General features: G+C 52.4%; 24 protein-coding genes. 2 read left to right on the forward strand and 22 right to left on the reverse strand.

The features are described from left to right. Nucleotides 1–2 precede the first annotated feature (2 nt). The 18 genes from DRI82_RS10085 to trmJ form a co-directional block, all read right to left on the reverse strand. A complete protein-coding gene (locus DRI82_RS10085) occupies nt 3–623 on the reverse strand; it encodes a YfgM family protein (RefSeq protein WP_114193357.1) in 621 nt (206 codons plus the stop codon). A 13-nt stretch (nt 624–636) separates the two neighbouring features. Next, on the reverse strand, nt 637–1,911 hold the full coding sequence (gene hisS, locus DRI82_RS10090; protein WP_114193358.1) for a histidine--tRNA ligase: 1,275 nt from the start codon (nt 1,909–1,911) through the stop codon (nt 637–639). 136 nt (nt 1,912–2,047) lie between these two features. Further along, a complete protein-coding gene (ispG, locus tag DRI82_RS10095) occupies nt 2,048–3,169 on the reverse strand; it encodes a flavodoxin-dependent (E)-4-hydroxy-3-methylbut-2-enyl-diphosphate synthase (protein WP_114193359.1) in 1,122 nt (373 codons plus the stop codon). A 44-nt stretch (nt 3,170–3,213) separates the two neighbouring features. Continuing rightward, nucleotides 3,214–4,188, reverse strand: coding sequence for a cytoskeleton protein RodZ (gene rodZ, locus DRI82_RS10100; protein ID WP_114193360.1), 975 nt, complete (start codon nt 4,186–4,188; stop codon nt 3,214–3,216). Further along, complete coding sequence (gene pilW / locus DRI82_RS10105) at nt 4,178–4,918, reverse strand: type IV pilus biogenesis/stability protein PilW (RefSeq protein WP_425452643.1); 741 nt, start codon at nt 4,916–4,918, stop codon at nt 4,178–4,180. Before pilW ends, rodZ begins: the two co-directional genes overlap by 11 nt. Before the next feature lie 190 nt (nt 4,919–5,108). Further along, nucleotides 5,109–6,323 (reverse strand): dual-specificity RNA methyltransferase RlmN, encoded by a 1,215-nt coding sequence (rlmN, locus tag DRI82_RS10110; RefSeq protein WP_114193362.1) that lies wholly within the window; start codon nt 6,321–6,323, stop codon nt 5,109–5,111. Nucleotides 6,324–6,538: 215 nt separating this feature from the next. Further along, nucleotides 6,539–6,970 (reverse strand): nucleoside-diphosphate kinase, encoded by a 432-nt coding sequence (gene ndk, locus DRI82_RS10115; RefSeq protein WP_114193363.1) that lies wholly within the window; start codon nt 6,968–6,970, stop codon nt 6,539–6,541. 237 nt (nt 6,971–7,207) lie between these two features. Continuing rightward, nucleotides 7,208–8,041 (reverse strand): enhanced serine sensitivity protein SseB, encoded by an 834-nt coding sequence (gene sseB / locus DRI82_RS10120; protein ID WP_114193364.1) that lies wholly within the window; start codon nt 8,039–8,041, stop codon nt 7,208–7,210. A 75-nt stretch (nt 8,042–8,116) separates the two neighbouring features. Beyond that, on the reverse strand, nt 8,117–9,412 hold the full coding sequence (pepB, locus tag DRI82_RS10125; RefSeq protein WP_114193365.1) for an aminopeptidase PepB: 1,296 nt from the start codon (nt 9,410–9,412) through the stop codon (nt 8,117–8,119). Nucleotides 9,413–9,561: 149 nt separating this feature from the next. Further along, nucleotides 9,562–9,762 carry a Fe-S cluster assembly protein IscX gene (iscX, locus tag DRI82_RS10130; protein ID WP_114193366.1) on the reverse strand — a complete coding sequence of 67 codons (201 nt, stop codon included), beginning with the start codon at nt 9,760–9,762 and terminating at the stop codon, nt 9,562–9,564. A gap of 12 nt (nt 9,763–9,774) precedes the next feature. After that, entirely contained in the window at nt 9,775–10,110 is a 336-nt protein-coding gene (gene fdx, locus DRI82_RS10135; protein WP_114193367.1) for an ISC system 2Fe-2S type ferredoxin, read from the reverse strand. Nucleotides 10,111–10,112: 2 nt separating this feature from the next. Next, a complete protein-coding gene (gene hscA / locus DRI82_RS10140; protein WP_114193368.1) occupies nt 10,113–11,963 on the reverse strand; it encodes a Fe-S protein assembly chaperone HscA in 1,851 nt (616 codons plus the stop codon). A 31-nt stretch (nt 11,964–11,994) separates the two neighbouring features. Next, nucleotides 11,995–12,513, reverse strand: coding sequence for a co-chaperone HscB (hscB, locus tag DRI82_RS10145; protein WP_114193369.1), 519 nt, complete (start codon nt 12,511–12,513; stop codon nt 11,995–11,997). A gap of 121 nt (nt 12,514–12,634) precedes the next feature. Further along, nucleotides 12,635–12,958, reverse strand: a complete 324-nt coding sequence (gene iscA / locus DRI82_RS10150) for an iron-sulfur cluster assembly protein IscA (protein WP_114193370.1) — start codon at nt 12,956–12,958, stop codon at nt 12,635–12,637. A 107-nt stretch (nt 12,959–13,065) separates the two neighbouring features. Beyond that, the gene (gene iscU / locus DRI82_RS10155; RefSeq protein ID WP_114193371.1) at nt 13,066–13,452 is read right to left on the reverse strand and encodes a Fe-S cluster assembly scaffold IscU; all 387 of its coding nucleotides are present in this window, start codon (nt 13,450–13,452) and stop codon (nt 13,066–13,068) included. 83 nt (nt 13,453–13,535) lie between these two features. Then, nucleotides 13,536–14,750 (reverse strand): IscS subfamily cysteine desulfurase, encoded by a 1,215-nt coding sequence (locus tag DRI82_RS10160; RefSeq protein WP_114193372.1) that lies wholly within the window; start codon nt 14,748–14,750, stop codon nt 13,536–13,538. Between the two features lie 54 nt (nt 14,751–14,804). Further along, nucleotides 14,805–15,299, reverse strand: coding sequence for a Fe-S cluster assembly transcriptional regulator IscR (gene iscR, locus DRI82_RS10165; protein WP_114193373.1), 495 nt, complete (start codon nt 15,297–15,299; stop codon nt 14,805–14,807). 457 nt (nt 15,300–15,756) lie between these two features. Beyond that, nucleotides 15,757–16,476: a tRNA (cytosine(32)/uridine(32)-2'-O)-methyltransferase TrmJ gene (trmJ, locus tag DRI82_RS10170; protein ID WP_114193374.1), complete on the reverse strand. Its 720-nt coding sequence runs from the start codon at nt 16,474–16,476 to the stop codon at nt 15,757–15,759. A gap of 118 nt (nt 16,477–16,594) precedes the next feature. On the opposite strand from trmJ, the gene suhB reads away from it, so the two are divergent. Then, nucleotides 16,595–17,398, forward strand: coding sequence for an inositol-1-monophosphatase (gene suhB, locus DRI82_RS10175; RefSeq protein ID WP_114193375.1), 804 nt, complete (start codon nt 16,595–16,597; stop codon nt 17,396–17,398). Nucleotides 17,399–17,487: 89 nt separating this feature from the next. Here the strand turns inward: suhB and DRI82_RS10180 are convergent, their stop codons facing one another. Beyond that, nucleotides 17,488–18,507: a nickel/cobalt transporter gene (locus DRI82_RS10180; protein WP_114193376.1), complete on the reverse strand. Its 1,020-nt coding sequence runs from the start codon at nt 18,505–18,507 to the stop codon at nt 17,488–17,490. Continuing rightward, a complete protein-coding gene (locus tag DRI82_RS10185; RefSeq protein ID WP_245956813.1) occupies nt 18,498–19,124 on the reverse strand; it encodes a DUF1007 family protein in 627 nt (208 codons plus the stop codon). The genes DRI82_RS10180 and DRI82_RS10185 overlap by 10 nt, the downstream gene beginning before the upstream one ends. A gap of 220 nt (nt 19,125–19,344) precedes the next feature. On the opposite strand from DRI82_RS10185, the gene csiE reads away from it, so the two are divergent. Further along, nucleotides 19,345–20,673 (forward strand): stationary phase inducible protein CsiE, encoded by a 1,329-nt coding sequence (gene csiE / locus DRI82_RS10190; RefSeq protein WP_114193378.1) that lies wholly within the window; start codon nt 19,345–19,347, stop codon nt 20,671–20,673. Here csiE and DRI82_RS10195 read toward each other — a convergent pair. Further along, a complete protein-coding gene (locus DRI82_RS10195; RefSeq protein WP_114193379.1) occupies nt 20,633–21,778 on the reverse strand; it encodes a 3-phenylpropionate MFS transporter in 1,146 nt (381 codons plus the stop codon). The genes csiE and DRI82_RS10195 overlap by 41 nt on opposite strands. Before the next feature lie 453 nt (nt 21,779–22,231). Then, nucleotides 22,232–23,485 (reverse strand): serine hydroxymethyltransferase, encoded by a 1,254-nt coding sequence (gene glyA / locus DRI82_RS10200; RefSeq protein WP_114193380.1) that lies wholly within the window; start codon nt 23,483–23,485, stop codon nt 22,232–22,234. Nucleotides 23,486–23,687: the final 202 nt, after the last annotated feature.

Here is a 23,687-nt window from a genome sequence, read left to right on the forward strand (position 1 = left end):
CCTTAGCTGGCCAAGTTGTTCAATTTCATGCGCAGCAGTGCCTGCAGCGCCTGAGAAGCATTTGACTCGAGGCCTTTACTGTAAGCATCACGAGCGGCTTTTGTATCGCCCTTACTCGCCAGTACATCACCACGAACATCCTGAGCCATCGCCGTCCAGCCTTCGCCTTTGACGTTATCCAACGTTTTCAATGCGTCATCCGGTTTGTTTAGTTGCAGTTGCACCCGCGCCAGACGCAGATTAATCAGCGGCAACAAATTATCGTCTTTCGTATGACCCAGAGCCTGCGTCAGTTGTTTTTCCGCATTGGCGAAATCTTTTGCCTGAACAAAATGATCGGCCAGTTGCAGCGCAGCAAAAACGCCATAGTTGTTGCTGTTGCTTTGAATGAATTTTTCAGTTGCAGCAACGCTTTCTGGCTTGTTCGCCACCAACGCTTCCGTTGACTGCTGATAGGAGGCGGAGGCTTCAGCCATCGCGCTGTTCTGATGATTCTGCCAGTAACGCCAGCCAACCAAGGCACCAATTCCCAGAACCACGCCGACAGCCAATGCTTTGCCGTTTTCTGCAAAGAAGCGGCGAACTACATCAATCTGTTCGTTTTCAGTGGTATAGACTTCCACGGTGTCCTTCTCCTTAACCTAACATCGAGGCCAGACGCGCTGCGAGTTCGCCTTGCGCCAGCGTTTCTTGATCGCCACTTTGCAGGTTCTTAACCACAACCTGCCCGGCTGAAATTTCATCTTCACCCAATACCAGTGCGACGCGAGCGCCCCATTTATCTGCACGGGCGAACTGCTTTTTAAAGTTGCCGCCGCCATGGTTCATCATGACTTTGTACTGTGGCTGAGCGTCACGCAGATCTTCAGCCAGTTTCATCGCCGCACTGTGCGTTCCGGTGCCAGAAGAAACGACGTAAACATCCACGGTCGCCGGGGCCTTGAAGTCCGGATTCACCGCCTGGACCAACAGCACCAGACGCTCCAGTCCCATGGCAAAACCAACAGCAGGTGTGGCGCGGCCACCCAGTTGCTCAACCAGACCATCGTAACGTCCACCTGCGCACACGGTACCCTGCGCACCCAGACTGGTCGTTACCCACTCGAAAACGGTACGGTTGTAATAATCCAGACCGCGCACAAGTCGCTGATTAATCGTATATGGGATACCTGCGAGGTCCAAAAGTTCACACAAACCCGCAAAGTGTTGGCGGGAATCTTCATCAAGGTAATCAGCCAGCGCAGGTGCATCATTCAGCAATTGCTGAACACCGGCGTTTTTGGAGTCAAGAACACGCAGCGGATTGGAGTACATCCGGCGTTTGCAATCTTCGTCCAACTGATCCTGATGCTGTTCCAGGAACGCCACCAGCGCATCGCGATAATTGGCGCGGGCTTCCAGAGAACCGATGGAATTAAGTTCCAGCGCGACGTGATCGGCAATACCCAATGCACGCCACCAGCGGGCACTGAGCAGAATCAATTCGGCATCAATATCCGGGCCTTGCAGGCCAAACACTTCGGCACCCAACTGATGAAATTGGCGATAGCGACCTTTCTGCGGGCGCTCGTAGCGAAACATCGGGCCGATATACCACAGACGCTGTTCCTGATTGTACAACAGACCATGTTCAATACCGGCACGCACACAGCCAGCGGTCCCTTCGGGACGCAGCGTCAGGCTCTCTCCGTTGCGGTCTTCAAAGGTGTACATCTCTTTTTCGACCACGTCGGTAACTTCGCCAATGGCGCGCTTGAATAACGGGGTCTGCTCTACAATCGGCAAACGGATTTCACTGTAGCCATAGCCGCTGAGCACCTGTTTCAGGGTACTTTCGATGCGCTGCCATAACGCCGTTTCAGCCGGCAGGTAGTCGTTCATGCCGCGAATGGCTTGAATGTTCTTTGCCACGTTAAGTCTCTACCCTAGAAATATAAAAAATGAACCCGATTATAGGGGTTTTGTATCCTGTCGTTCAACGTAGATACATCTTCCCCCGGTCGGGCTCAATAGCAAAGCAGGCAGAACGCGCCGCCCGCTCCCAGTATTACTTGTCCAGCATATTGATCATGATGCGATTACTCTCGTCCATCATGGCGGCTTTGGCGCGTATTTTCGCTTCCAACTGGTCAATCATCTGTTCGTTGTCGAAACGCTCTTTCTGGCGCACGCCATCTTGATAGAAGCCGCTTTTATTGTGGCCACCCGTGACACCCAGCGTAGAGACCAAAGCCTCGCCCGGGCCGTTGACCACACAACCGATAATCGAAACATCCATCGGGGTAATGATATCTTCCAGACGCTGTTCGAGCGCATTGACCGTACCAATCACGTCGAATTCCTGACGTGAACAGGTTGGGCAAGCGATGAAATTGATCCCGCGCGCCCGGATGCGCAATGACTTGAGGATATCAAATCCGACTTTCACTTCTTCGACCGGATCGGCTGCCAGCGAAATACGCAGCGTGTCACCGATCCCTTCAGAAAGCAGCATACCCAGCCCAACGGCTGATTTCACCGCACCCGCTCGCGCACCACCGGCTTCGGTGATACCGAGATGCAGTGGCTGATCGATACGGGAGGCCAGCAGGCGATAGGACTGCACGGCCAAAAATACGTCCGAGGCTTTAACGCTCACCTTGAATTGATCAAAATTCAGACGATCGAGAATATCGACGTGACGCATCGCGGATTCAAGCAGTGCTTCCGGCGTGGGTTCGCCATACTTTTCCTGGATATCTTTCTCCAGGGAGCCGCCGTTGATGCCGATACGGATAGGAATATTTTTATCGCGGGCACAATCCACCACCGAGCGGATACGGGATTCGTTACCGATATTCCCCGGATTGATACGCAGACAGTCAACGCCGTATTCAGCAACTTGCAGCGCTATACGGTAATCGAAGTGGATATCGGCAACCAAAGGCACATTGACCTGCTGTTTTATCAGCTTGAATGCCTCTGCCGCATCCATGGTAGGAACGGATACACGGACAATATCCACGCCAACCCTTTCAAGGGCTTTAATCTGCTGGACGGTAGCGTCAACATCGGTGGTACGGGTGTTGGTCATCGACTGCACGGCAATCGGCGCACCATCACCTATAGGCACCTTACCAACGTAAATCCGGGTTGATTTGCGGCGGTTAATGGGTGCTTGATTATGCATTTCTTTGCTCTCCTTGCTGCTGTCTGCCTGATGTTGAATACACGTTATTCAGCAGTCAGTGTCAGGCGAGCAACACGGTTTGTTTTTATGAACTGGCTTAAATCTACCGGTTTACCCTGGAACTGAATATCGACCGCACCTGGCGCGCCAATTTTCAGTTTAAACGGTGCCGTACCATCAAGATTCAATGTGGCACCGCCTTTCTGGATACCACTGAACAACGTTTTGCCCGCAGCATCGTCAACCTGTAACCAACAATCCGCCCTGAATTTCATTTGCAGCGCATGTGAGTTTGAGGCCGAAATCTCAGCGCTCCCGGTTGGCAATTGCGCCGATGGTGATACTGCCGCCGCCGTTGCCGGTTGGCTGGTAGAAACAGCAGCCGGTGCCTGAGCAACGGGTGCTGGCACGGTCGCAGGATCAGCGGCTGGCGCGGAAAGCGCCGGGACACTGTTACTGCTGGTTCCAGCGCTACCTGAATCTCCCATTGCCGACGAGGAGTCCGGCGTTACGGCATCATCACCGTTCAAGGGTATGGACTGCGGGTCGCTCTGGGAAAGCTGCGCCGAGGACTGATCTGCCATCGTCACAATTTCCTGCTGCTGCGCCTGATGGTTTTGCCACCACCATGCACCCGTCAGGCCAATCACTACAAAGACGATCAACCAGGTAAAGCCCATCAGCCAGCCATCACGCTTCTTGCGTGATTTACCCAGCGAAAAGCTCTGCATTGGTGCGACTTTTGCAGCTTTAATCGGTGCCTGTTTCGCCAACAGCGGCAGTAATTCCTCCTCAGGAAGATGTACCAGCTTGGCGTAAGATCGTATGTAACCACGAAGAAACGTAGAGGCCAAATCAGCTGGCGTATTGTTTTCTTCAATCTGGCGTACCGTGGACAGTTTCAGACACAGGCGTTCGGCAACAGCCTGCTGGCTGAGGCCTAACTGTTCACGGGCTTGACGCAGGCGGTCACCTGTCGTCGTTGAAACATTTGGTTCTTGAGAGGCTTCAGTATTCATTAGCTAAGAACTGCTGGTACTGTTTGGATTGTGGAAAACTTCGCGCCAACTGCTTGCCATAACGATCAACGTTATTCTGGCGGTCTGCCAGCGCGGCGAAACGAATCTGTAACCATAAGCTTTCGGCACTCGCCGGAAGAATATGTTGGTAAACATCCAGTAAAACTTGCGCCTGAGCGCGATTCCCTTCTCCAAATTGCCTTTCAGCTTCAGCAATCAACGCAGCTCCCTTGTCTGGATCATACTTAAGGGCCCGACCCAGGAGAACTTTTGCTTCATCGTTCTGATTGGCTTTCAGAAAACAGTAGCCTGCATTTTCCAGACTGTCTGCAACCTGTCCGTAATCAGGCACCAGCGCGGCTGCGCTAAACTGCTGTTGCGCCGATACATACTGCCCTAAACTACACAAAAACGCACCGTAATTATTCATTACCGTACCATTTTGCGGAGCCAATTTCAGAGCCTGCTGATAACGCTTCTCTGCGGCGGCATTTTCACCGACGCGTTGCTCGTAAAGCGCCATGCCAAGTTGGGTCCGATAGTCCTGTGGTGCGCTGTCCACCGCCTTTTCAAGATTCTCGCGCGCCGCATTCAAATCACCACGGGCAAGGTAGTCAAGCCCGAGCTGCAAACGCGTTTGCGACGAACCCACCTCGGCGGATTGCTCCTCCTTTGACGGTCCTGAACACCCCGCCAGCAGACCGATGGTCAGGCCAGCAAGCAGTGTCATCTTCCACAGTGCTTTTATCTTCCACAGTACGTTCAGCTTCATGCGTGTTCCATTTTCCCTGTCATCTCAGGCCTGCGCTTAACGCCCGCCCCTGCCAGTTCCGCATTGGTTATGACTTTATGTTATCGCATTCGGCAATGGCTTACCGTGAATGTAACGCCATGTCAGATAACATAAAATCGCTCTGGAATCAGACCGTCTTGATGGCGATTGACTCCCCGGCCATTTTCTTTTTCAACGTACGCTTGGTGCGATCAATCACTTCACCTGCCAACTGACCACAGGCAGCATCAATATCATCGCCACGGGTTTTACGTACAATCGTCGTAAAACCATAGTCCATCAGGACTTTGGAGAAACGATCAACGCGACTATTGGAACTGCGGCCATACGGCGCACCCGGGAAGGGGTTCCATGGAATCAGGTTGATTTTGCACGGCGTATTTTTCAAACGCTCCGCCAATTCATGCGCATGCTCGGTTCCGTCATTGACGTGATCAAGCATAACGTACTCCACGGTAACCCGTCCCTGATTCGCTTTCGATTTTTCGATGTAACGCGAAACAGCCGCGAGAAACATGTCGATGTTGTACTTTTTATTGATAGGTACGATCTCATCGCGAATGGTGTCGTTCGGTGCGTGCAGGGAAATTGCCAGTGCAACGTCAATCATGTCGCCCAGTTTATCCAGTGCCGGAACCACACCCGACGTCGACAGCGTAACGCGGCGCTTGGACAGGCCAAACCCGAAATCATCAAGCATGATTTCCATCGCAGGAACCACGTTGGTGAGGTTCAGCAACGGCTCGCCCATCCCCATCATCACAACGTTGGTGATCGGGCGCTGACCGGTCACCTTGATGGCGCCGATAATTTTCGCGGCGCGCCAGACCTGGCCGATGATTTCAGAAACGCGTAAATTGCGGTTGAAGCCCTGTTGGGCCGTCGAACAGAATTTGCACTCCAGCGCACAGCCCACCTGGGAAGAGACGCACAGCGTGGCGCGATCCTCTTCCGGGATATAGACCGTTTCTACCTGCTGGTCACCGACCTGGATGGCCCACTTGATGGTGCCATCCGCCGAGCGCTGCTCTTCAACCACTTCCGGTGCGCGGATTTCGGCGATCTGCTGCAATTTCCCGCGCAGCACTTTGTTGATATCGGTCATCTGCTCGAAATCGTCACAGCAGTAATGATACATCCATTTCATGACCTGATCGGCACGGAACGGTTTTTCGCCCAGTTTGGCAAAAAACTCGCGCAGTTGCTGGCGGTTCAGATCGAGAAGGTTAATTTTTTCGACAGCCGGTTTGACCGACTGAACGGCTGCGGCAGATTCCGGGTGCGTTCCACACGCTGTTTGATTTTCAGACACGGTTTGCTCAGAAGCAGTTGATTCTAACATGATGATTTAGCGGCCTCGTTGTTACACTTTATGGCTCAAAGGAAGTGCATGGCGCGGAAAATCCGGCCAATGCGGTAAAACATGCGCCCCGGCGAGACAAGCTCAGACGGGGCGCAGTATTGTACAAACTTCAGGGCAGCGTTGCTATGACTTGACGCCAACGGCGTCACATTTATTGTTTCAGCAGATTAATGATTCTACCCCGATGCATATTCTTAACGAGTACGTGGGCACAGCTCATTTTCAGTAAAGAAATAGGCAATTTCACGTTGCGCTGATTCGACTGCATCTGATCCGTGAACCGCATTCTCTGTGAAGCTGTCTGCATAATCAGCACGCAGGGTGCCAGCCAATGCGTTAGCCGGGTTGGTTGCACCCATGATGTCACGGTTGCGCTGAACCGCGTTTTCCGCTTCCAGTACTTGCAGCATGATCGGGCCAGACGTCATAAATTCGACCAGACCGTTAAAGAAAGGTTTGCCTTCATGTTCTGCGTAGAAGCCTTCCGCCTGCTCACGGGTCAGGTGAACCATTTTTGATGCAATGATTTTAAAGCCAGCGTTTTCGAAACGGGCATAGATAGCGCCAATTGCGTTTTTAGCGACGGCGTTAGGTTTGATCATGGAGAAAGTACGTTCGATGGTCATTGAGGCCTCTGTCTGTTTTTTTGGTTAGGCTGGGTTAATGAAATGTTATGCCCGCCGGTTAAAATGGCGCAGATTATAGGTGGGACAACGCCGCTTGCCTACCTGAAAAGCAACATTTCATTAAAATAATGCGATCCAATTCCCTACTTATTGCACACAAGTCACATTTTCCATAAAAAAAGCGGCTAATCCAGTCTAAAACTAACTACTGCTATTGCGTGCACCGCTCGCCGTAGCTTACGCCGTCCCGGACGAAGGGATAATATTGCGCAACCAACCGCCCCATTTACGCTGGTAGAAAGGCTGCGTATGGCTGATCAGATAATGGCTGATGCCGCGTTCGGAATCTGACACCACACAGAAATCGACCGGTTCATCATTCGGTGCCGTTTCACTGGCGACGCTGCCCGCTTCATGAATCAACATCTCGATTTCCTGCGGCGTGCCGTCTACTTCCAGCCCGATCAGCAGATTCGGTTTTTCATCAACTGACTTGTCATGCATCAATGCGAGGAATGCGCGGCGTACCGGTTTGCGCTGGCTGAACAACGTGGTCAGCGCGTCGATCATCGCCGATGGATACTCTTCTGGCTGACCCAGCAGTAACTGCGTGTCCTGCTCAACGACTTTTTCAACCGGTTTACTGAGTCCGCCCTCACGCAGCAACAGTGCCACTTCTTCCGGGAAGAACTCTTTGCCGTATTCAGATTTAGGATTGAGGAACAGATCCGCTCCCGCCGTCATTTCAAATAGCGTTCTGGCTGGCATCGCCACAAAGGGTTGCTCTTCCTCAATCACCTTCTGCAGGACTTCAACGGACGAGAAAAAAGGAATGGTGCGCGTGCCGTCCTGTTTTTCCCAAAGCTGGAGATTAACCTGACTGCCCGCGTCGAGCGTAATCTCACCGTCCTGCTCTTTCTGACCGGAATCACCGAGTACCAGCACTGTGGCATCCAGCAAGGCACGGAAGAATGCCGGTCGATGCGCCGGTTCGGAAACAGCCAGTTTCAGCAGACGCTCCAGCTCATTTTCGCTGCCGTCATCGCTGGAATGCGGGGGTGAGATACTCATGGGATACTCCAGTGAACATAATTCATTTCAGTTCAAATCAGAAAGGGCATCCAGAAAGGATGCCCGGTAGTGTCATTATTTTGCTTTTGCCAACAACAGATTGGCAATGGTACGCACACCCAGTCCGGTTGCGCCCGCAGACCACTGATCCACGGCTCCCTTGCGGTAGGTGGCAGAACAGTCGATGTGCAACCAGCCTTGCTGATAATTTTTCACGAAATGCGACAGGAATGCCGCTGCCGTGCTGGCTCCCGCCGTATGGCTTGGACTGGCAATGTTATTCAGCTCAGCAAAGTTGGACGGCAATTGGCTGCGGTGGAATTCAGCCAGCGGCAAACGCCAGAACGGCTCTTGCTCACTTTCAGCACTTTCCAGCAACTCTTTCGCCAGTGCATCGTCAAAGCTGAACAGCGCATGGTAATCGTTGCCCAGAGCGGTTTTCGCTGCGCCAGTCAACGTGGCGCAGTCGATGATCAACGCAGGATTCTGCTCGGACGCATCGATCAGGCCATCGGCCAGCACCAGACGCCCTTCCGCATCGGTATTCATGACTTCAACGGTTTTGCCGTTGCGGTAACGAATGATGTCACCCAGTTTAAACGCGTTGCCGCTGACCATGTTATCGGCGCAGCAGAGATAGAGTTTGACGCGTTGTTGCAGGCCACGCGCCGCTGCCAGGGCCAGTGCGCCCGTTAAGGTGGCGGCACCGCCCATATCGGATTTCATCGAATCCATTGAGCTGCCTGGCTTCAGGCTATAACCGCCGCTATCAAAGGTGATGCCCTTGCCGACCAGGCAGGCAAATATCGGTGCATCGGGATTGCCGGTCGGGTTGAAGTCCAGCGCCAGCAATACTGGCTGACGATCGGAACCACGGCCAACGGTGTGGATACCGGCGTATTTCTGCTCGCGCAGATCTTCACCTTTGGTGATGCGATAGGAAACGGCATCGCAGCCAACAGCACACATCAGATCCACCGCGCGGGAAGCCAATGCCTCAGGCCCCAACTCTTCTGCGGGCAAATTGATGGTGTTGCGTACCCAATCGATGATCTTCAGGCGTTGATCCAATTCGGCGCGATCGCTGTCTGATAGCGTTGGCCACTGCACTTCACGTTGCCCTTTCGGCCCACGGAAACCCTGCCAGAACGCCCAGGTGTTTTCCAGATCCCAGCCTTCGCCGTCCAGTTTCACCTTCTTGATGCCTTGTCCATCAATACGGCGCGCAGCACGTTGCACCGCTGTACGCTGATCTTTTTCTTGCAGATGGATAGTGATGCCTTCGTTATTGGTGCTAATGAGGGCTTTCTCGCCCCAGCGTGCATCAGCAGGATTGTGCGAAAGCGATACTGCCATTACTTCGGATGTCATTGCGTAACTCCTGATTGTTCTTCTCTTTTGTCAGGGTATGAACCGGTGCAGGTAAACCGGCCTCATAAAAAGCGGCTGACTTATACCCTGCATCTTCAAGAGCAAGGGTATATAAAATTGGGGCCACCCTCAGGTAGCCCGTCCACTCTTCATTCCGCTTCATCTAACCAGACTAGCAGGATTGCTTCCAGAATTTTCTCGTTCGATCCCTGCGGATCGTCTTCAAACTCTTTCAGATCGCAAATCCACTGGTGCATATCAGTAAAACGCACGGTCTTGGGATCAAGATCCGGGAACTGATCGTACAGCGCTTCACCAATCTCGCGGGTATCGCTCCATTTCAGGCTCATGCAGGCTCCTAATTAATGTTCACGCGCGTGGTTGATGGTATAGCGTGGAATTTCGATGACCAGATCTTCATCAGTCACCCGAGCCTGACAACCGAGGCGGCTATCCGGCTCCAGTCCCCAGGCTTTATCCAGCATGTCATCTTCATCTTCTGTGCTTTCAGCCAGTGAATCAAATCCTTCCCGCACGATGCAGTGGCACGTGGTGCAGGCGCAGGATTTCTCACAGGCGTGCTCAATCTCAATTCCATTACGCAGGGCAACATCCAGAATGGATTCCCCTTTTTCAGCGTCCAGCACTGCGCCATCCGGGCAAAGATCACGATGGGGCAAAAATACTATTTTAGGCATTATTAGACCTCGTCCACAGAATGGCCTGCCAGCGCCTGGCGGATAGAATTATCCATGCGGCGTGCGGCAAATTCCTGGGTTTGTTCATCGACATGTTTGATTGCTTCTTCAATAGCGGCAGGATCTTCGCCCTGCATCGCGTGTTGTAACGCCGCGACTGCCAGCGTTATCGCATCACTCTCTTCTTTACTCAGCAGCGCAGCATCTTCAGCCAGTGCACCTTGCAGGCTTTCCAAAACCCGTGCCGCATCGACACGCTGTTCCGCAAGCCGACGGGCAGTGATATCGCCACTGGCATGGGTCATTGAGTCTTTAATCATATGGGCGATCTCATTATCTGACAGCCCGTAGGAGGGTTTGACCTGAATTGAAGCCTCAACGCCGGTGGATTTCTCCATGGCCGTCACGCTAAGCAAACCGTCTGCATCGACCTGGAATGTCACCCGGATATGCGCGCCACCCGCAGGCAATGGCGGTAAACCGCGCAGCGTGAAGCGCGCCAGCGAACGGCAATCCTGCACCAATTCCCGCTCACCTTGCAGCACGTGAATCATCATCGCGCTCTGACCATCTTTGAAAGTGGTGAACTCTTGCGCACGCGCCACAGGAATGGTGGTATTACGCGGAATGACTTTTTCGACCAGGCTGCCCATGGTTTCCAGACCCAGTGACAGCGGGATAACATCCAGCAGCAACATATCTGAATCGGGTTTGTTGCCTACCAGAATATCGGCCTGAATCGCTGCACCGATCGCCACGACTTTGTCGGGATCAATGGAGGTCAATGGCGTGCGGCCAAAGAACTCTCCAACCTGCGCACGCACTTGCGGTACGCGGGTTGATCCACCGACCATCACCACTTGCAGCACTTCTTCGGCAGTCACCCCGGCATCTTTAAGAGCACGGCGACAGGCAAGCAACGTGCGTTTTACCAGCGCGGCAATCAGCGCATCAAATTGCTCACGGGTAATCTCACCCTGCCAGCCAGCGACGTCGACTGTCACTGAGTCAGCATCACTGAGCGCGATTTTAGCGGCAATCGCGGCGTCAAGCAGTTGACGTTGCACGCCGTGATCGTGACGATCCGCCACGCCAGCCTGTTCACGCAGCCAATCGGCCAGCAGGTGATCGAAGTCATCGCCGCCCAATGCTGAATCACCACCGGTTGCCAGAACTTCAAATACACCGCGGCTGAGGCGCAGGATCGAGATATCGAAAGTACCGCCGCCCAAGTCATAAACAGCAATCACCCCTTCCTGGCCGGAATCCAGACCGTAGGCAATGGCGGCAGCAGTAGGTTCATTCAGCAGGCGTAACACATGCAGCCCCGCAAACCGCGCGGCGTCTTTGGTGCCCTGCCGTTGGGCATCGTCAAAATAGGCCGGAACGGTAATGACCACGCCATCCAGATCCCCTTGCAGGGCAGACTGGGCGCGGGCAGCGAGGGTTTTGAGAATATCGGCTGACACCTGTACTGGATTGACCAATCCAGCGGCGGTGTGGATCAGCGGCAGACCGTTTTCACTGGCCTGAAAAGCGTAGGGCAGATTGGGATAACGCTGTTGAATATCAGCCAGCGAACGCCCCATCATGCGTTTGATCGAACTGACGGTATTTGCCGGATCTTGCGCCGCCTGCTGACGGGCATTCCAACCAACGCTCAGGGCATCGGCCTGATAATGGACAACCGACGGCAGCAAGTCGCGCCCTTCGGCGTCTGCCAGCGTTTCGGCCTGTCCACTGCGCACCGTTGCGACCAGTGAATTGGTGGTACCCAGATCGATGCCCACCGCCAGCCGGCGTTGGTGCGGCGCAGCGCTGAGACCGGGCTCACTGATTTGTAATAAGGCCATAGAAAGCTTCCATCAAACAACAAATAGGTTCTTAAAAACCCAGCAGCTTTTCTTCAAGTTGTTCAACCTGCTGCTGAAGTTTGTCGAGAAAACGCAGTTTGCGCACCGTATCGGCGGCCGCGATCCACGCCTCGTTATCCAGCTCCTGCACCATTTGAGCAGTACGCTGGCGAGTCATGTCCGTCAGACGATCGACAAAGGCAATCAACGCATCGGCGGCATCGGCTTTACGCGAGATCGCGTCCAGCTCTTCGCGCAATTCCAGTTGTTCCATCAGGAACGCGGTGTCACGCATCGTATGCTGTTCATTGCCCAAATCAAAACCGTGCAAAGATAACATATACTCGGCGCGTTTTAACGGGTGCTTCAACGTTTGGTAGGCGTCGTTGATGGTGGCGGCCTGTTGCAGCGCCATCAAGCGTTCGCGTTCAGGTTTGGAAGCAAATCGATCGGGGTGGAACTGACGTTGCAGATCCTGATAGCGGGAAGCAAGAAGGCTGCCGTCCAGCGCATAGCGAACAGGCAGCCCGAATAAAGTAAAGTAATCCATACCGTGCTCTGGGAGTTTGCGTCATGAATGAGCTTGCCGCCTGATTCATTCCCTCTGCCAGTAAGCTGGCAGGGGAGTCGTCGGCAATGCGGAAAGTTCCCGATAGGAACACGATGGACTGTCAGACGTTGAAGCTTTCGCCGCAGCCACATTCGCTTGAAACGTTAGGGTTGTTGAACTTGAAACCTTCGTTCAACCCCTCTTTAACGAAATCGAGTTCTGTACCGTCAAGATAGACCAGGCTCTTTCCGTCGATAATCACCTTGACGCCTTTGTCTTCGAAAATGAGGTCATCATCATTAACATCATCAACAAATTCCAGCACATACGCCATTCCGGAACAGCCGGAGGTTCTGACCCCCAGACGCAGGCCCAAGCCTTTGCCCCGGTTATCCATAAATGCCCGGACACGCTGCGCAGCGCTGTCGCTCATGGTAATCGACATACAAAAACCTCTTGTTAACCCTTCGTATTTGAAGCTGCAGGGGCGATAGCTACATTCACTAACCTGCTGCCTGCATCTCCAGGTACTTTGGGTAATATATTATTCAGTTACTTGGCGCTACGCTTACTTTTGTAGTCAGCGATCGCTGCTTTAATGGCATCTTCAGCCAGGATAGAGCAGTGAATCTTGACCGGTGGCAGCTCAAGTTCCTCGGCGATCTGGGTGTTTTTGATCGCTTCCGCCTGATCCAGGGACTTGCCTTTCATCCATTCGGTGACCAGCGAACTGGATGCGATGGCTGAACCACAACCATAAGTCTTGAAACGGGCGTCTTCAATGATACCTTCATTGTTGACTTTGATCTGCAACTTCATTACGTCGCCACAAGCCGGTGCACCGACCATGCCGCTGCCGATGGTAGGATCTTCGCTGTCGAAAGATCCCACGTTGCGGGGGTTTTCATAATGGTCGATTACTTTTTCGCTATAAGCCATGGTATTGCTCCTGAATCCGTTTTATTCCCGCCACAGCGGGAAACACTATTCGTTGTCTTTCGCAGAAGGAAAGTGACAACGAATTAATGGTGTGCCCATTCAATGCTGCTGATGTCTACGCCCTGCTTGAACATATCCCACAGAGGAGAGAGATCGCGCAGACGTCCGATAGATTTACGCACCAGTTGAATGGTGTAGTCGATCTCTTCTTCGGTCGTGAAACGGCCCAGAGAGAAGCGGATCGAGCTATGCGCCAACTCATCGTTCATACCGAGAGCGCGCAGCACATAAGAGGGTTCCAGGCTGGCGGAAGTACAAGCTGAACCCGAGGAAACAGCCAGATCTTTCAGGGCCATAATCAGCGATTCACCTTCAACATAGTTGAAGCTGACGTTGAGAATGTTAGGAACACCGTGCTCCAGATCGCCATTCAGGTAAACTTCTTCGATATCATTGATACCGTTCCAGAGGCGATCGCGCAGACCAGCCAGACGGCGGCTTTCTTCTGCCAGTTCTTCTTTGGCAATGCGGTAGGCTTCGCCCATACCGACGATCTGATGAACAGGCAAGGTACCAGAACGCATACCGCGCTCGTGACCACCGCCGTGCATCTGGGCTTCGATACGGATACGTGGTTTACGACGGACGTAAAGTGCGCCGATGCCTTTTGGACCATAGATTTTATGGCCCGTGAAGGACATCAAATCCACTTTAAGCTGGCTCAGATCGATAGGCAGTTTACCTACGCTCTGGGTTGCATCGACGTGGAAGATGATGCCACGGCTGCGGCACAACTCACCGATAGTGGCAATGTCTTGCACTACGCCGATTTCGTTGTTCACGTGCATGATCGAAACCACAATGGTGTCGTCACGCATTGCAGCTTCCAGCTCTTTCAGATCGATGATGCCATTGCGCTGCGGAGCCAGATAGGTGACGTCAAAGCCTTCGCGCTCCAACTGACGGCAGGTATCCAGCACAGCTTTGTGTTCGGTTTTGCTGGTGATGATGTGCTTGCCTTTCTTTTGATAGAAATTGGCTGCACCTTTAATCGCCAGATTATCGGATTCAGTCGCGCCCGAAGTGAAGACGATCTCACGAGGATCGGCACCCACCAGTTCGGCGATGTTGTTACGTGCGATATCTACAGCTTCTTCTGCCTGCCACCCGAAACGGTGGGAACGGGAAGCCGGGTTACCGAAAGTACCGTCCAAGGTTAAAAACTGCATCATTTTCTCAGCAACACGCGGATCAACCGGCGTTGTTGCTGAGTAATCCAGATAAATCGGTAATTTCATTGCTCTTAAGCTCCGTACATCACTTCCAAAAACTAAAAGTTTCTCGCCGTCTGCTTATGCGCGCAGATTGACGTTAATCGTTTCTTGCACCCGACCATTTGCGGTACGACGGGTGTCATTGTTCTGACGATCGGCAACATCCAGCACTTCTTCACTGTTAACCAGCTCAGCAAGAGTAATGTTGTTCAGGAAACCGCTGATACGTTCACTCAGGTCGCGCCACAGGGTGTGAGTCAGACAACGATCGCCGCCCTGACAACCTTCTTTGCCCTGACAACGGGTCGCATCCACGGACTCATCAACAGCAGTGATAACCTCACCGACAGCGATTTCAGCAGCATCTTTACCCAGCAGATAACCACCGCCCGGACCGCGCACGCTGGCCACCAGGCCATTTTTACGCAAACGTGAAAACAGTTGCTCCAGATATGAAAGCGAAATTCCCTGACGTTCAGAAATATCCGCCAAAGGCACTGGCCCTTCCTGGGAGTGCAACGCCACGTCAAGCATAGCGGTTACGGCATAACGACCTTTAGATGTCAGTCTCATGGCTAGTAGTTACCTGTTAGGTGAATCATGCAGCGAGTCTGACATTCCCGAGTAATTCAGTCAACTATTTAACCTACTAATTTACTCAAGTATTAGCATTTTTAACATTATACTCCGTTACCGCCCGTCACCCAACAGGATGATTAAAGCTCTAACTTGTTCTGGGAAAAACATGGGTCTATGCAGTTAATAGTCATCTATCCCGAGATACACGGGTCTACCAGATGGCGAGGCATCCCTCCGGGAACCTCATCCATCTGCTCCCCCTAAAATGGGACATTGCCAAGGCAAAATCCTCACAGCGAAAACAATTCTCCTACTCTTTAACACAATGGCCAAGGGCGTAGCGAGCTAAGCCAAAGCGGGTGCGTACAGCGCGCAGTAACCGGAGTGGACACAAAGTCCATGAGGATTACGAGCACTGCACAATCCCGCAGTGGCGACGCGCAGTAGCCGATCACTTTTTCGCAGAGATGGAGGTGAGAATTCCTCGCAAAATATTCAACTCCTGACTTTCAGGCCGCGCACGCGTAAACAATCTGCGCAGTTTGCTCATCACCTGGCCAGGGTGCGCCTGACGGATGAATCCGGTTTCCAGCAACACTTCTTCGAGGTGTTGATAAAAACGCTCCAGATCGTCCACCAGCGGATAGGGGGTTTCTTCATAGTGTGGCTGCACGGCTTTTTGACGTTCGAGCCAGGCTACGCGAACTTCATAAGCGATAATCTGCACCGCCATCGCCAGATTCAACGAGCTGTATTCAGGATTGGCGGGGATCGCAACGTGATAATTGCACTTTTGCAACTCTTCATTGGTCAGCCCAACGCGTTCACGACCGAAGACCAGCGCGACGGGAGCGGATTCTGCTTCGCGGGCGCTGTGCTCACCACATTCACGCGGCTCAAGCATCGGCCATGGCAGCGTACGGGAACGGGCGCTGGTACCAATGACCAGACTGCAACCCGCCAGGGCTTCATCAAGGGTGTCAACAATGGTGGCGTTTCCGATAACGTCGCTTGCGCCCGCAGACAAAGAAATTGCCTGGGAATCGGGTTTGACCAGCGGATTGACCAGATAAAGATTACTTAAGCCCATGGTTTTCATGGCGCGGGCCGTTGAGCCCATGTTGCCGGTATGAGATGTCTCAACCAGAACGATGCGGATATTGTGCAGCATACAAACTCTGTCTTAGCGGAAAATCGCAACATCCTAACACAACCGTAGGCTTTTATCAGATCCTCTGCTATACTCCGCGCCGTTTCCCGTTCTTTAACATCCTAGTTGGAAGATACCCATGCATCCGATGCTGACGATCGCCGTGCGCGCTGCGCGCAAGGCTGGTAACCTGATTGCCAAAAACTATGAAACTCCGGACGCTGTTGAAGCGAGCCAGAAAGGTACCAATGATTTTGTAACTAATGTCGATCGCGAAGCAGAGCGAATGATCATTGAAGTGATCCGTAAGTCTTACCCAAAACACACCGTAATTGGTGAAGAGTGCGGTGAGCTGACCGGTGAAGATGACGATGTGCAATGGGTAATCGATCCGCTGGATGGCACCACCAACTTCATCAAACGTCTCCCCCATTTCGCTGTTTCTATCGCTGTACGCATCAAAGGCCGTACTGAAGTGGCTGTGGTTTACGATCCAATGCGTAACGAACTGTTCACTGCGACCCGAGGTCAGGGCGCACAGCTCAATGGCTACCGCCTACGCGGAACCAATGCCAAAGATCTGGATGGCACCATTATTGCCACTGGCTTCCCATTCAAGGTCAAACAACACGCACCGTCCTACATCAACGTGCTGGGTAAAGTATTCACCCAATGTGCTGACTTCCGTCGTACCGGTTCTGCCGCCCTCGATTTGGCCTATGTGGCTGCTGGCCGCGTTGACGGTTTCTTCGAGATTGGCCTGAAACCATGGGATTTTGCTGGCGGCGAGCTGCTGGTACGTGAATCCGGTGGTGTGGTCACGGATTTCGTTGGTGGTCACAACCATTTCTCTTCAGGCAACGTTGTAGCCGGTAATCCGCGTGTGGTTAAAGCGCTGATCAATACCATGCGTGAAGATCTGAGCGAAGCGCTTAAGCGCTAAGCCAATAATAAAAAAGACGTTTGAAAAAAGCCGGTCCGTACTTGTCGACCGGCATTTTTTTGCCATTTTCTCTCTATTTTGCTGCCTATTCAGCGCGCAAAGGGGCGGATCCCGCCGATCATTTCCGTTGAGCCACTGCTGTAGAGCAAATATCCCACCGCGATAAGAATTGCCCCGCCGACAAAAGCCAGCAGCGACCAACTCAGGCTACTCCATAACGCTGATGCACGTGGCGCACTCAATCTTACGGCCAGCGACCGGCTGTAATGAACCAGCACGCCAATCAGCGAGATTGTCAGCGATGTTCCCGCCGCCATTGCCAGCGCAGAAAGAATTCCCCAACCAAAAACACCAATCACTTTGGAAAACAGCAAAACCAGGATGGCACCTGAGCAGGGACGCAGGCCCATCGCCAATACCACCGCCATCTGCGTAAGCCAGTCGGCACCCGCTTGCAGTTGTTCATCACTCGGCATGTGCTGATGGCCGCATCCACAGTGCGCATGATACTGGTGATCGGGTAAAGGTGAAATACTGTGGATTGTCACAGCCGTCGGATTCTGATGCTTTTGCCAGACACGGTAACCTCTTCTCAACGCCCGCCAGCACAACATGCCCCCCAGTAGCATCACAATAATGAAACTGCCCCGCTCCAACCAGAAACTGCTTTGATGCAACTGGCGTGACGACAATTTGAAAATTTGCAGCATCAGCGTGACCAGCACGATAGCCACGACGCCCTGAACCAGCGAGGCCAACAATGTCAGTTTCAGGCTGCTCTTGAGTCGCGATGGATGCGTTGCCAGATAAGTCGTGATGACGATTTTACCGTGCCCCGGACCGACTGCATGCAGCACACCATAGACCAGACTAAAGGCCACCAGCGACAGACCCGCACTGCGTGGCTCCGCTTTCACCTGTTGCAACAGACCCGCCATCTGCTGATGGAGCTGCTTCTGGAACACGATACTTTCTATCAGGATCCGCGGCCAGTAATGCGCCATCATTTGGCCTGCTATCACAGCCAGCAGCAGAAATAACGCCAAGGGCCACAGACTGATGAGCCAGTGTCGCTGACGCAGTGCACGCTCGCGCGTATTCATTGACATTGCAGAGTCACCCGCTGGGCAAATTGCTGCCCCAGCTCCATATCTTCCGGCGGTGCATCACTCTTGTCGAGCGACAGCGCATACGTCTGCAAAGTGGCATTGGGGGCGGGAGTATACAGCGTGACTTTACAGTTTTCTTTCATGGATTCAGAAAGATTCAGCGCGGCACCATCAGGGTAAGCCATGTCTACAAAATAGCTCGGATCGTAGGTAGAGATGACAAATGGCTTGCCAGTCAGCGGTTGCGGCTCAGCAAAGGGCAGTACAAACTCCAGCACGGCTTGATGCCCTTTGCGAGACAAATTGTATTCACTGGGGAGATTAATGTACTTCACTGGCTTTTCGTCGCGGTAGACTTCGGTGAAATAGTGCTGCCCCAATACATTCGCCATCACTTCAGCGGCCAGTTTTTTCCAGATTTCAGAATCTGCTTGCGCATTTTCAGCGTCGTAAAGCAGGTCGGCAGAGGTAATTTCATCCATTGTCCACACCATTTTCAAACCCGTCAGGCGCTGATTTTCGGCGACGAAGGTGGTATTGAGATCGATAAAACTGTGTGGATGCGCCCATGCTGTTGCGCTCCCAACGAGATTTGCGCTGGCCAACAGTCCACACATTACCCACGTTCTCAATCCCTCTCTCCTGGCAATACGCCAATTCACCGCCCTTGAAGTGTTATAATATAACATTAACCTACACCTTTTAATCCCTGAGCTGCGTTAAAGTGTGATGGGAGTTGTAAGCCGATGTAAAACCGTGAAGCTTCATCCTTTTAATAAAAGCCCTTTGCTATGATTAATATATTCACTCGCAATATTATTATTCATAAGGGTATTAATGAGCCTGGACACTTCTTCTGTGCCTGAGCTCTCCGGGCAACAACGGCGCTGCCACCTGCTGCTGATGCTCTATGCGCCAACGAGAAAGGTGCAACTGGAGACGATCAGCCAGCTTAATCGCGTTGACCTCCCCACTACGCGGCAAGATATAGCCGAGGTTGCCAGCGAAATCCAGCGTTTCCATCATCTGGATCTCACCATCACCCCCGCCAATCAGTGCCATATCGAGGGGACCACACTTAACCAACGGTTATGTTTACTGCATTGGTTACGTCGCGGACTGCGAATCAGCCCGGATTTTGTTGAACAAACCCTCTCTGTTTGGCTGCAAGAGGCGCTGACGCCATTGCAATATGGCGAGTTGCTCGGCGACCAGCCCGCACTGTTATCCTTGATCGATGACTGCGAAGCGATGCTTCAGCGTTCGTTCAGCGAGCGTGATAAACGTTTTCTATTAATCTTTCTGCAATACTGTCTTTGGCAACATCATTGCCAGCAACATCCGCGATTCGCACCGCATCAGCAACATTGGCTTCAACAGAAAAGTGAGCATCAGGCAGCGCGTCACTTGACTCTGGCACTGAAAAAACACTTTGGCATTACGCTCAATAGCCCAGAGCAGAATTTTCTCACATTGATGTTTACCCTGATCAAAACGCATAGCTACGACAGTTCAAACTCACAGGAAGACCTGCGTTTGATGAATGAAATCGAGCAGTTGGTGGCTCGTTTTCAGGACTTGTCAGGCATGACATTCAGCAGTAAAGAGGGGATCGTTGGTCAGTTATTTGCCCATTTGGCTCCGGCGATAGAACGTTGCCACTTTAATATTGGCATCGATAATCTGCTGCTGGAAGAAGTCGTGCGTATGTATCCTCGTCTGGTACGCACCACGCACGAGGCGCTGAGTGATTTTGAAATCGCTTACGGTATAACGCTTTCGCAAGAAGAGACCGGGCTGGTCGCCATCTGCTTTGGTGCCTGGTTAATGCAGGGAAATTCACTTCAGGAAAAACAGGTACTGTTATTGACCCATAACGATTCAGCGCTGGAACAGGCGGTGGAGCAACAAGTGCGTGAAGCAACGCTGCTTCCTCTCAATATCAAGTATCAGAGGTTGGATGAGTTCGAACGGGACGGGCCAGAAGCGGGCATTGAACTCATTGTTACGCCCTACCCGGTAAAAAACGCGCAAAGTCATCTGTCGGTGATTTATATTGCGCTGCCCTTGCAAAAGGCCCAGCGCAAAGAGATCCGCGTTATGCTTGAAAAAACGGATCAGCCGATCAATACCCCTGAGGCTGAACCCGGGGACGCAAGAAAATAGCGGGAACCGCCACCAAAGCCATCACCCAGAAAACCCCTGCATGCAGATGCTGGAACAAGAACCCAGAAACCATCGTCATCACCGCAATCCCGCCGCCCATCGCCAGTGCAGAATAGACCGCCTGCAAGCGAATAACGTCACTGCCATTGCGTGCCGAAATAAAGCGCATCGCAGCCAGATGACAGACGGTAAAACTACCGCAGTGCAGAATCTGCATCACCACCAGCCACGGCAACTCAATGAATGATGCCATCAGCGACCAACGGACGATCCCGCTGCAAGCGGAGAGCAGCAGTAGTGATCGGGCGCTCCAGCGGCGAAACAGGAAATGGCTGAACGCAAAGACCAGTACTTCGGCAACAACGCCAAGCGACCACAGATAACCGATTGTAGAGGGTGAATAACCGGCCTCCTGCCAATAAATCGCGCTGAAACTGTAGTACCCCGCATGGGCGCCTTGCAGTAATGTTACACAGAGCAGAAAACGCCAGACCGGTTTTTCGGCCAAGAGAGTTTTCCATGGTGTTACCGGCAGTTCATCAGCGCTGTTGCTCGCAACAGGCATGATAGATGGCCGTAACAGCATTCCCAGTAGCATCGCCAAAACGCCCAGCGACAGAGTGTATAAAATCGCGGTGTGGCCCCACGCAGAAACCAGTTCCCCCGTCACTGCCGAGCCAACCACAAACGCCAGCGATCCCCATAACCTGACCTTGCCATAATCCATTGGGAATTGCCGCTGCCAGGTACCGGCCAAGGCATCGGTCATGGGCACCAATGGACCAAAGAACAGGTTAAAACCCGCAATCACGACCATCAACCACGCCCAACTGCTGCTGATCCAGTAGCCGACACAAAAGACCAGCGTCAACAGCGCCAGAATTCGCAGCGCGGTGACCAGCAAGGAGGGATCTTTAACAGAAGGGGCAATCAATAAACTGCCAATAAAACGCGCGACCATCCCTGCGCCCAACAACATTCCAATAGTTTCGGGTGAAAGCCCTTCACCTTGCAGCCATACGCCCCAGAATGGGAGAAAAATGCCATATGAGAAAAAATAGGTGAAATAACTGAGCGCCAACCAGCGCGATGATTGCAATACCATACTTCCTCCGTTTGAGGCGCTACTTTGACAGAGGCCCCCCTGACAGGCAACGCTTGCCAGCGGAAAGAGCATGATATGACTTATAATTCCACAGCGAACTATTCAAATGATTACTTCTTACCCGCCAACGGGAAGGCAAAAAATAACGAAGCATTACGCTAATGAAAATCTTCGCCTTCTTATGCAGGGCACGTTATCCCGGTCGCATTCATGTGACTGACGTGCTGAGATTGAACTGACAGGGACGTTGGTGATCAAAGAAACCTTAGTGTCAACCGCATAACTCAGTTGACACTGATTGATGAACGGGCTTGCCGAACATCAATCAGTTTTTACCAATAACTGTTCTTTGCCAAAGTACTGTTTTTAGCCAAGGTACTGTTTATAACCAAAGTATTTGCAATTGCAGCCAGTCAGCAAGCTAACGCCTGTGCAACGTCAAATACCAAGAGGTTAGGCATAAACAGGGAAACGGGCGCAGATAGCCAGTACTTTTTGCTTCACGCGCTCAATGTTCGCTTCATCATTGAGGTTGTCCAACACATCGCACATCCAGCCAGCCAGCTCACGCACTTCAGCTTCTTTGAAACCGCGACGCGTTACCGCAGGCGTGCCCACACGCACACCAGAGGTTACAAACGGACTCTTCGGATCGTTTGGTACGCTGTTTTTATTCACGGTGATATTGGCTCGGCCAAGCGCAGCATCAGCATCTTTACCGGTCAGGTTTTTATCAACCAAATCCAGCAGGAACAGATGGTTGTGAGTGCCGCCAGAAACGACTTTGTAGCCACGGGACAGGAACACTTCTACCATCGCTTTGGCGTTTATAGCCACTTGCTGTTGATAGATCTTGAACTCCGGCTCCATCGCTTCTTTCAGTGCGACAGCTTTACCCGCGATAACATGCATCAGCGGGCCGCCCTGTCCACCAGGGAATACCGCCGAGTTCAGTTTCTTGTACAGATCTTCATCGCCACCCTTCGCCAGAATCAGACCACCACGTGGACCAGCCAGCGTTTTGTGAGTCGTCGTCGTCACGACATGCGCATGAGGAACCGGGTTAGGATAGACGCCAGCTGCGATCAGACCCGCAACGTGAGCCATATCCACGAACAGCCATGCATCGATGCTGTCGGCGATTTCACGCATTTTTGCCCAATCAACAATCCCGGAGAACGCAGAGAAACCACCGATGATCATTTTTGGTTTATGGGTTTCAGCCTGACGCGCCAGATCTTCATAATCAATCTGACCGCTTTCGTCGATACCGTAAGGTACAACCTTATAGAGTTTACCGGACAGGTTAACCGGTGAACCATGAGTCAGGTGACCACCGTGCGCCAGATTCATACCAAGAATGGTATCCCCCGGTTGCAACAGTGCCGTATAAACTGCGAAGTTGGCCTGGGAACCAGAGTGCGGTTGCACGTTGGCATAATCAGCACCAAACAGCTCTTTAGCACGATCAATCGCCAATTGTTCAACAATATCAACGTACTCACAGCCGCCGTAGTAGCGTTTGCCTGGATATCCTTCGGCATACTTGTTGGTCAGTTGAGATCCCTGAGCCTGCATAACGCGCGGGCTGGTATAGTTCTCCGACGCAATCAGCTCGATATGCTCTTCCTGACGCACGACTTCCTGCTCCATTGCTTGCCAAAGCTCGGCATCATAATCGGCAATGTTCATTTCACGCTTTAACATCCGCTTCTCCTGACTCAATACACTCAATAAAGAACCAAAAGCCATGGTTTTCACCATGCCCATCGGGTTATGGCACACAGTGTAAACTGTTTTCACCCAGTTCCGATAGGTCTTGACAGAGGTTTTTACGCAAACGATTGGCTCCAGATGTGGCAAGGCTTTGATCTCTTAAAAAGTCGAAAGTGACAATGGATATTTACTC

It is taken from the genome of Edaphovirga cremea, assembly GCF_003332275.1.
GTDB lineage: Bacteria > Pseudomonadota > Gammaproteobacteria > Enterobacterales > Enterobacteriaceae > Edaphovirga > Edaphovirga cremea.

Coding starts and splice junctions, on each gene's coding strand:
- glyA (WP_114193380.1), bottom strand. CDS start 23,485: ATGTTAAAGCGTGAAATGAACATTGCCGATTATGATGCCGAGCTTTGG.
- iscX (WP_114193366.1), bottom strand. CDS start 9,762: ATGAGCCTGAAATGGAGCGATACCCGCGAGATTGGTGAAGCGCTGTAC.
- csiE (WP_114193378.1), top strand. CDS start 19,345: ATGAGCCTGGACACTTCTTCTGTGCCTGAGCTCTCCGGGCAACAACGG.
- rlmN (WP_114193362.1), bottom strand. CDS start 6,323: ATGTTAGAATCAACTGCTTCTGAGCAAACCGTGTCTGAAAATCAAACA.
- trmJ (WP_114193374.1), bottom strand. CDS start 16,476: ATGCTGCACAATATCCGCATCGTTCTGGTTGAGACATCTCATACCGGC.
- ispG (WP_114193359.1), bottom strand. CDS start 3,169: ATGCATAATCAAGCACCCATTAACCGCCGCAAATCAACCCGGATTTAC.
- hscB (WP_114193369.1), bottom strand. CDS start 12,513: ATGGATTACTTTACTTTATTCGGGCTGCCTGTTCGCTATGCGCTGGAC.
- sseB (WP_114193364.1), bottom strand. CDS start 8,041: ATGAGTATCTCACCCCCGCATTCCAGCGATGACGGCAGCGAAAATGAG.
- rodZ (WP_114193360.1), bottom strand. CDS start 4,188: ATGAATACTGAAGCCTCTCAAGAACCAAATGTTTCAACGACGACAGGT.
- pepB (WP_114193365.1), bottom strand. CDS start 9,412: ATGACATCCGAAGTAATGGCAGTATCGCTTTCGCACAATCCTGCTGAT.
- iscR (WP_114193373.1), bottom strand. CDS start 15,299: ATGAGACTGACATCTAAAGGTCGTTATGCCGTAACCGCTATGCTTGAC.
- DRI82_RS10180 (WP_114193376.1), bottom strand. CDS start 18,507: ATGTCAATGAATACGCGCGAGCGTGCACTGCGTCAGCGACACTGGCTC.
- pilW (WP_425452643.1), bottom strand. CDS start 4,918: ATGACACTGCTTGCTGGCCTGACCATCGGTCTGCTGGCGGGGTGTTCA.
- DRI82_RS10195 (WP_114193379.1), bottom strand. CDS start 21,778: ATGGTATTGCAATCATCGCGCTGGTTGGCGCTCAGTTATTTCACCTAT.
- iscA (WP_114193370.1), bottom strand. CDS start 12,958: ATGTCGATTACCATGAGCGACAGCGCTGCGCAGCGTGTCCGGGCATTT.
- iscU (WP_114193371.1), bottom strand. CDS start 13,452: ATGGCTTATAGCGAAAAAGTAATCGACCATTATGAAAACCCCCGCAAC.
- suhB (WP_114193375.1), top strand. CDS start 16,595: ATGCATCCGATGCTGACGATCGCCGTGCGCGCTGCGCGCAAGGCTGGT.
- ndk (WP_114193363.1), bottom strand. CDS start 6,970: ATGACCATCGAACGTACTTTCTCCATGATCAAACCTAACGCCGTCGCT.
- DRI82_RS10185 (WP_245956813.1), bottom strand. CDS start 19,124: ATGTGTGGACTGTTGGCCAGCGCAAATCTCGTTGGGAGCGCAACAGCA.
- fdx (WP_114193367.1), bottom strand. CDS start 10,110: ATGCCTAAAATAGTATTTTTGCCCCATCGTGATCTTTGCCCGGATGGC.
- DRI82_RS10160 (WP_114193372.1), bottom strand. CDS start 14,750: ATGAAATTACCGATTTATCTGGATTACTCAGCAACAACGCCGGTTGAT.
- hscA (WP_114193368.1), bottom strand. CDS start 11,963: ATGGCCTTATTACAAATCAGTGAGCCCGGTCTCAGCGCTGCGCCGCAC.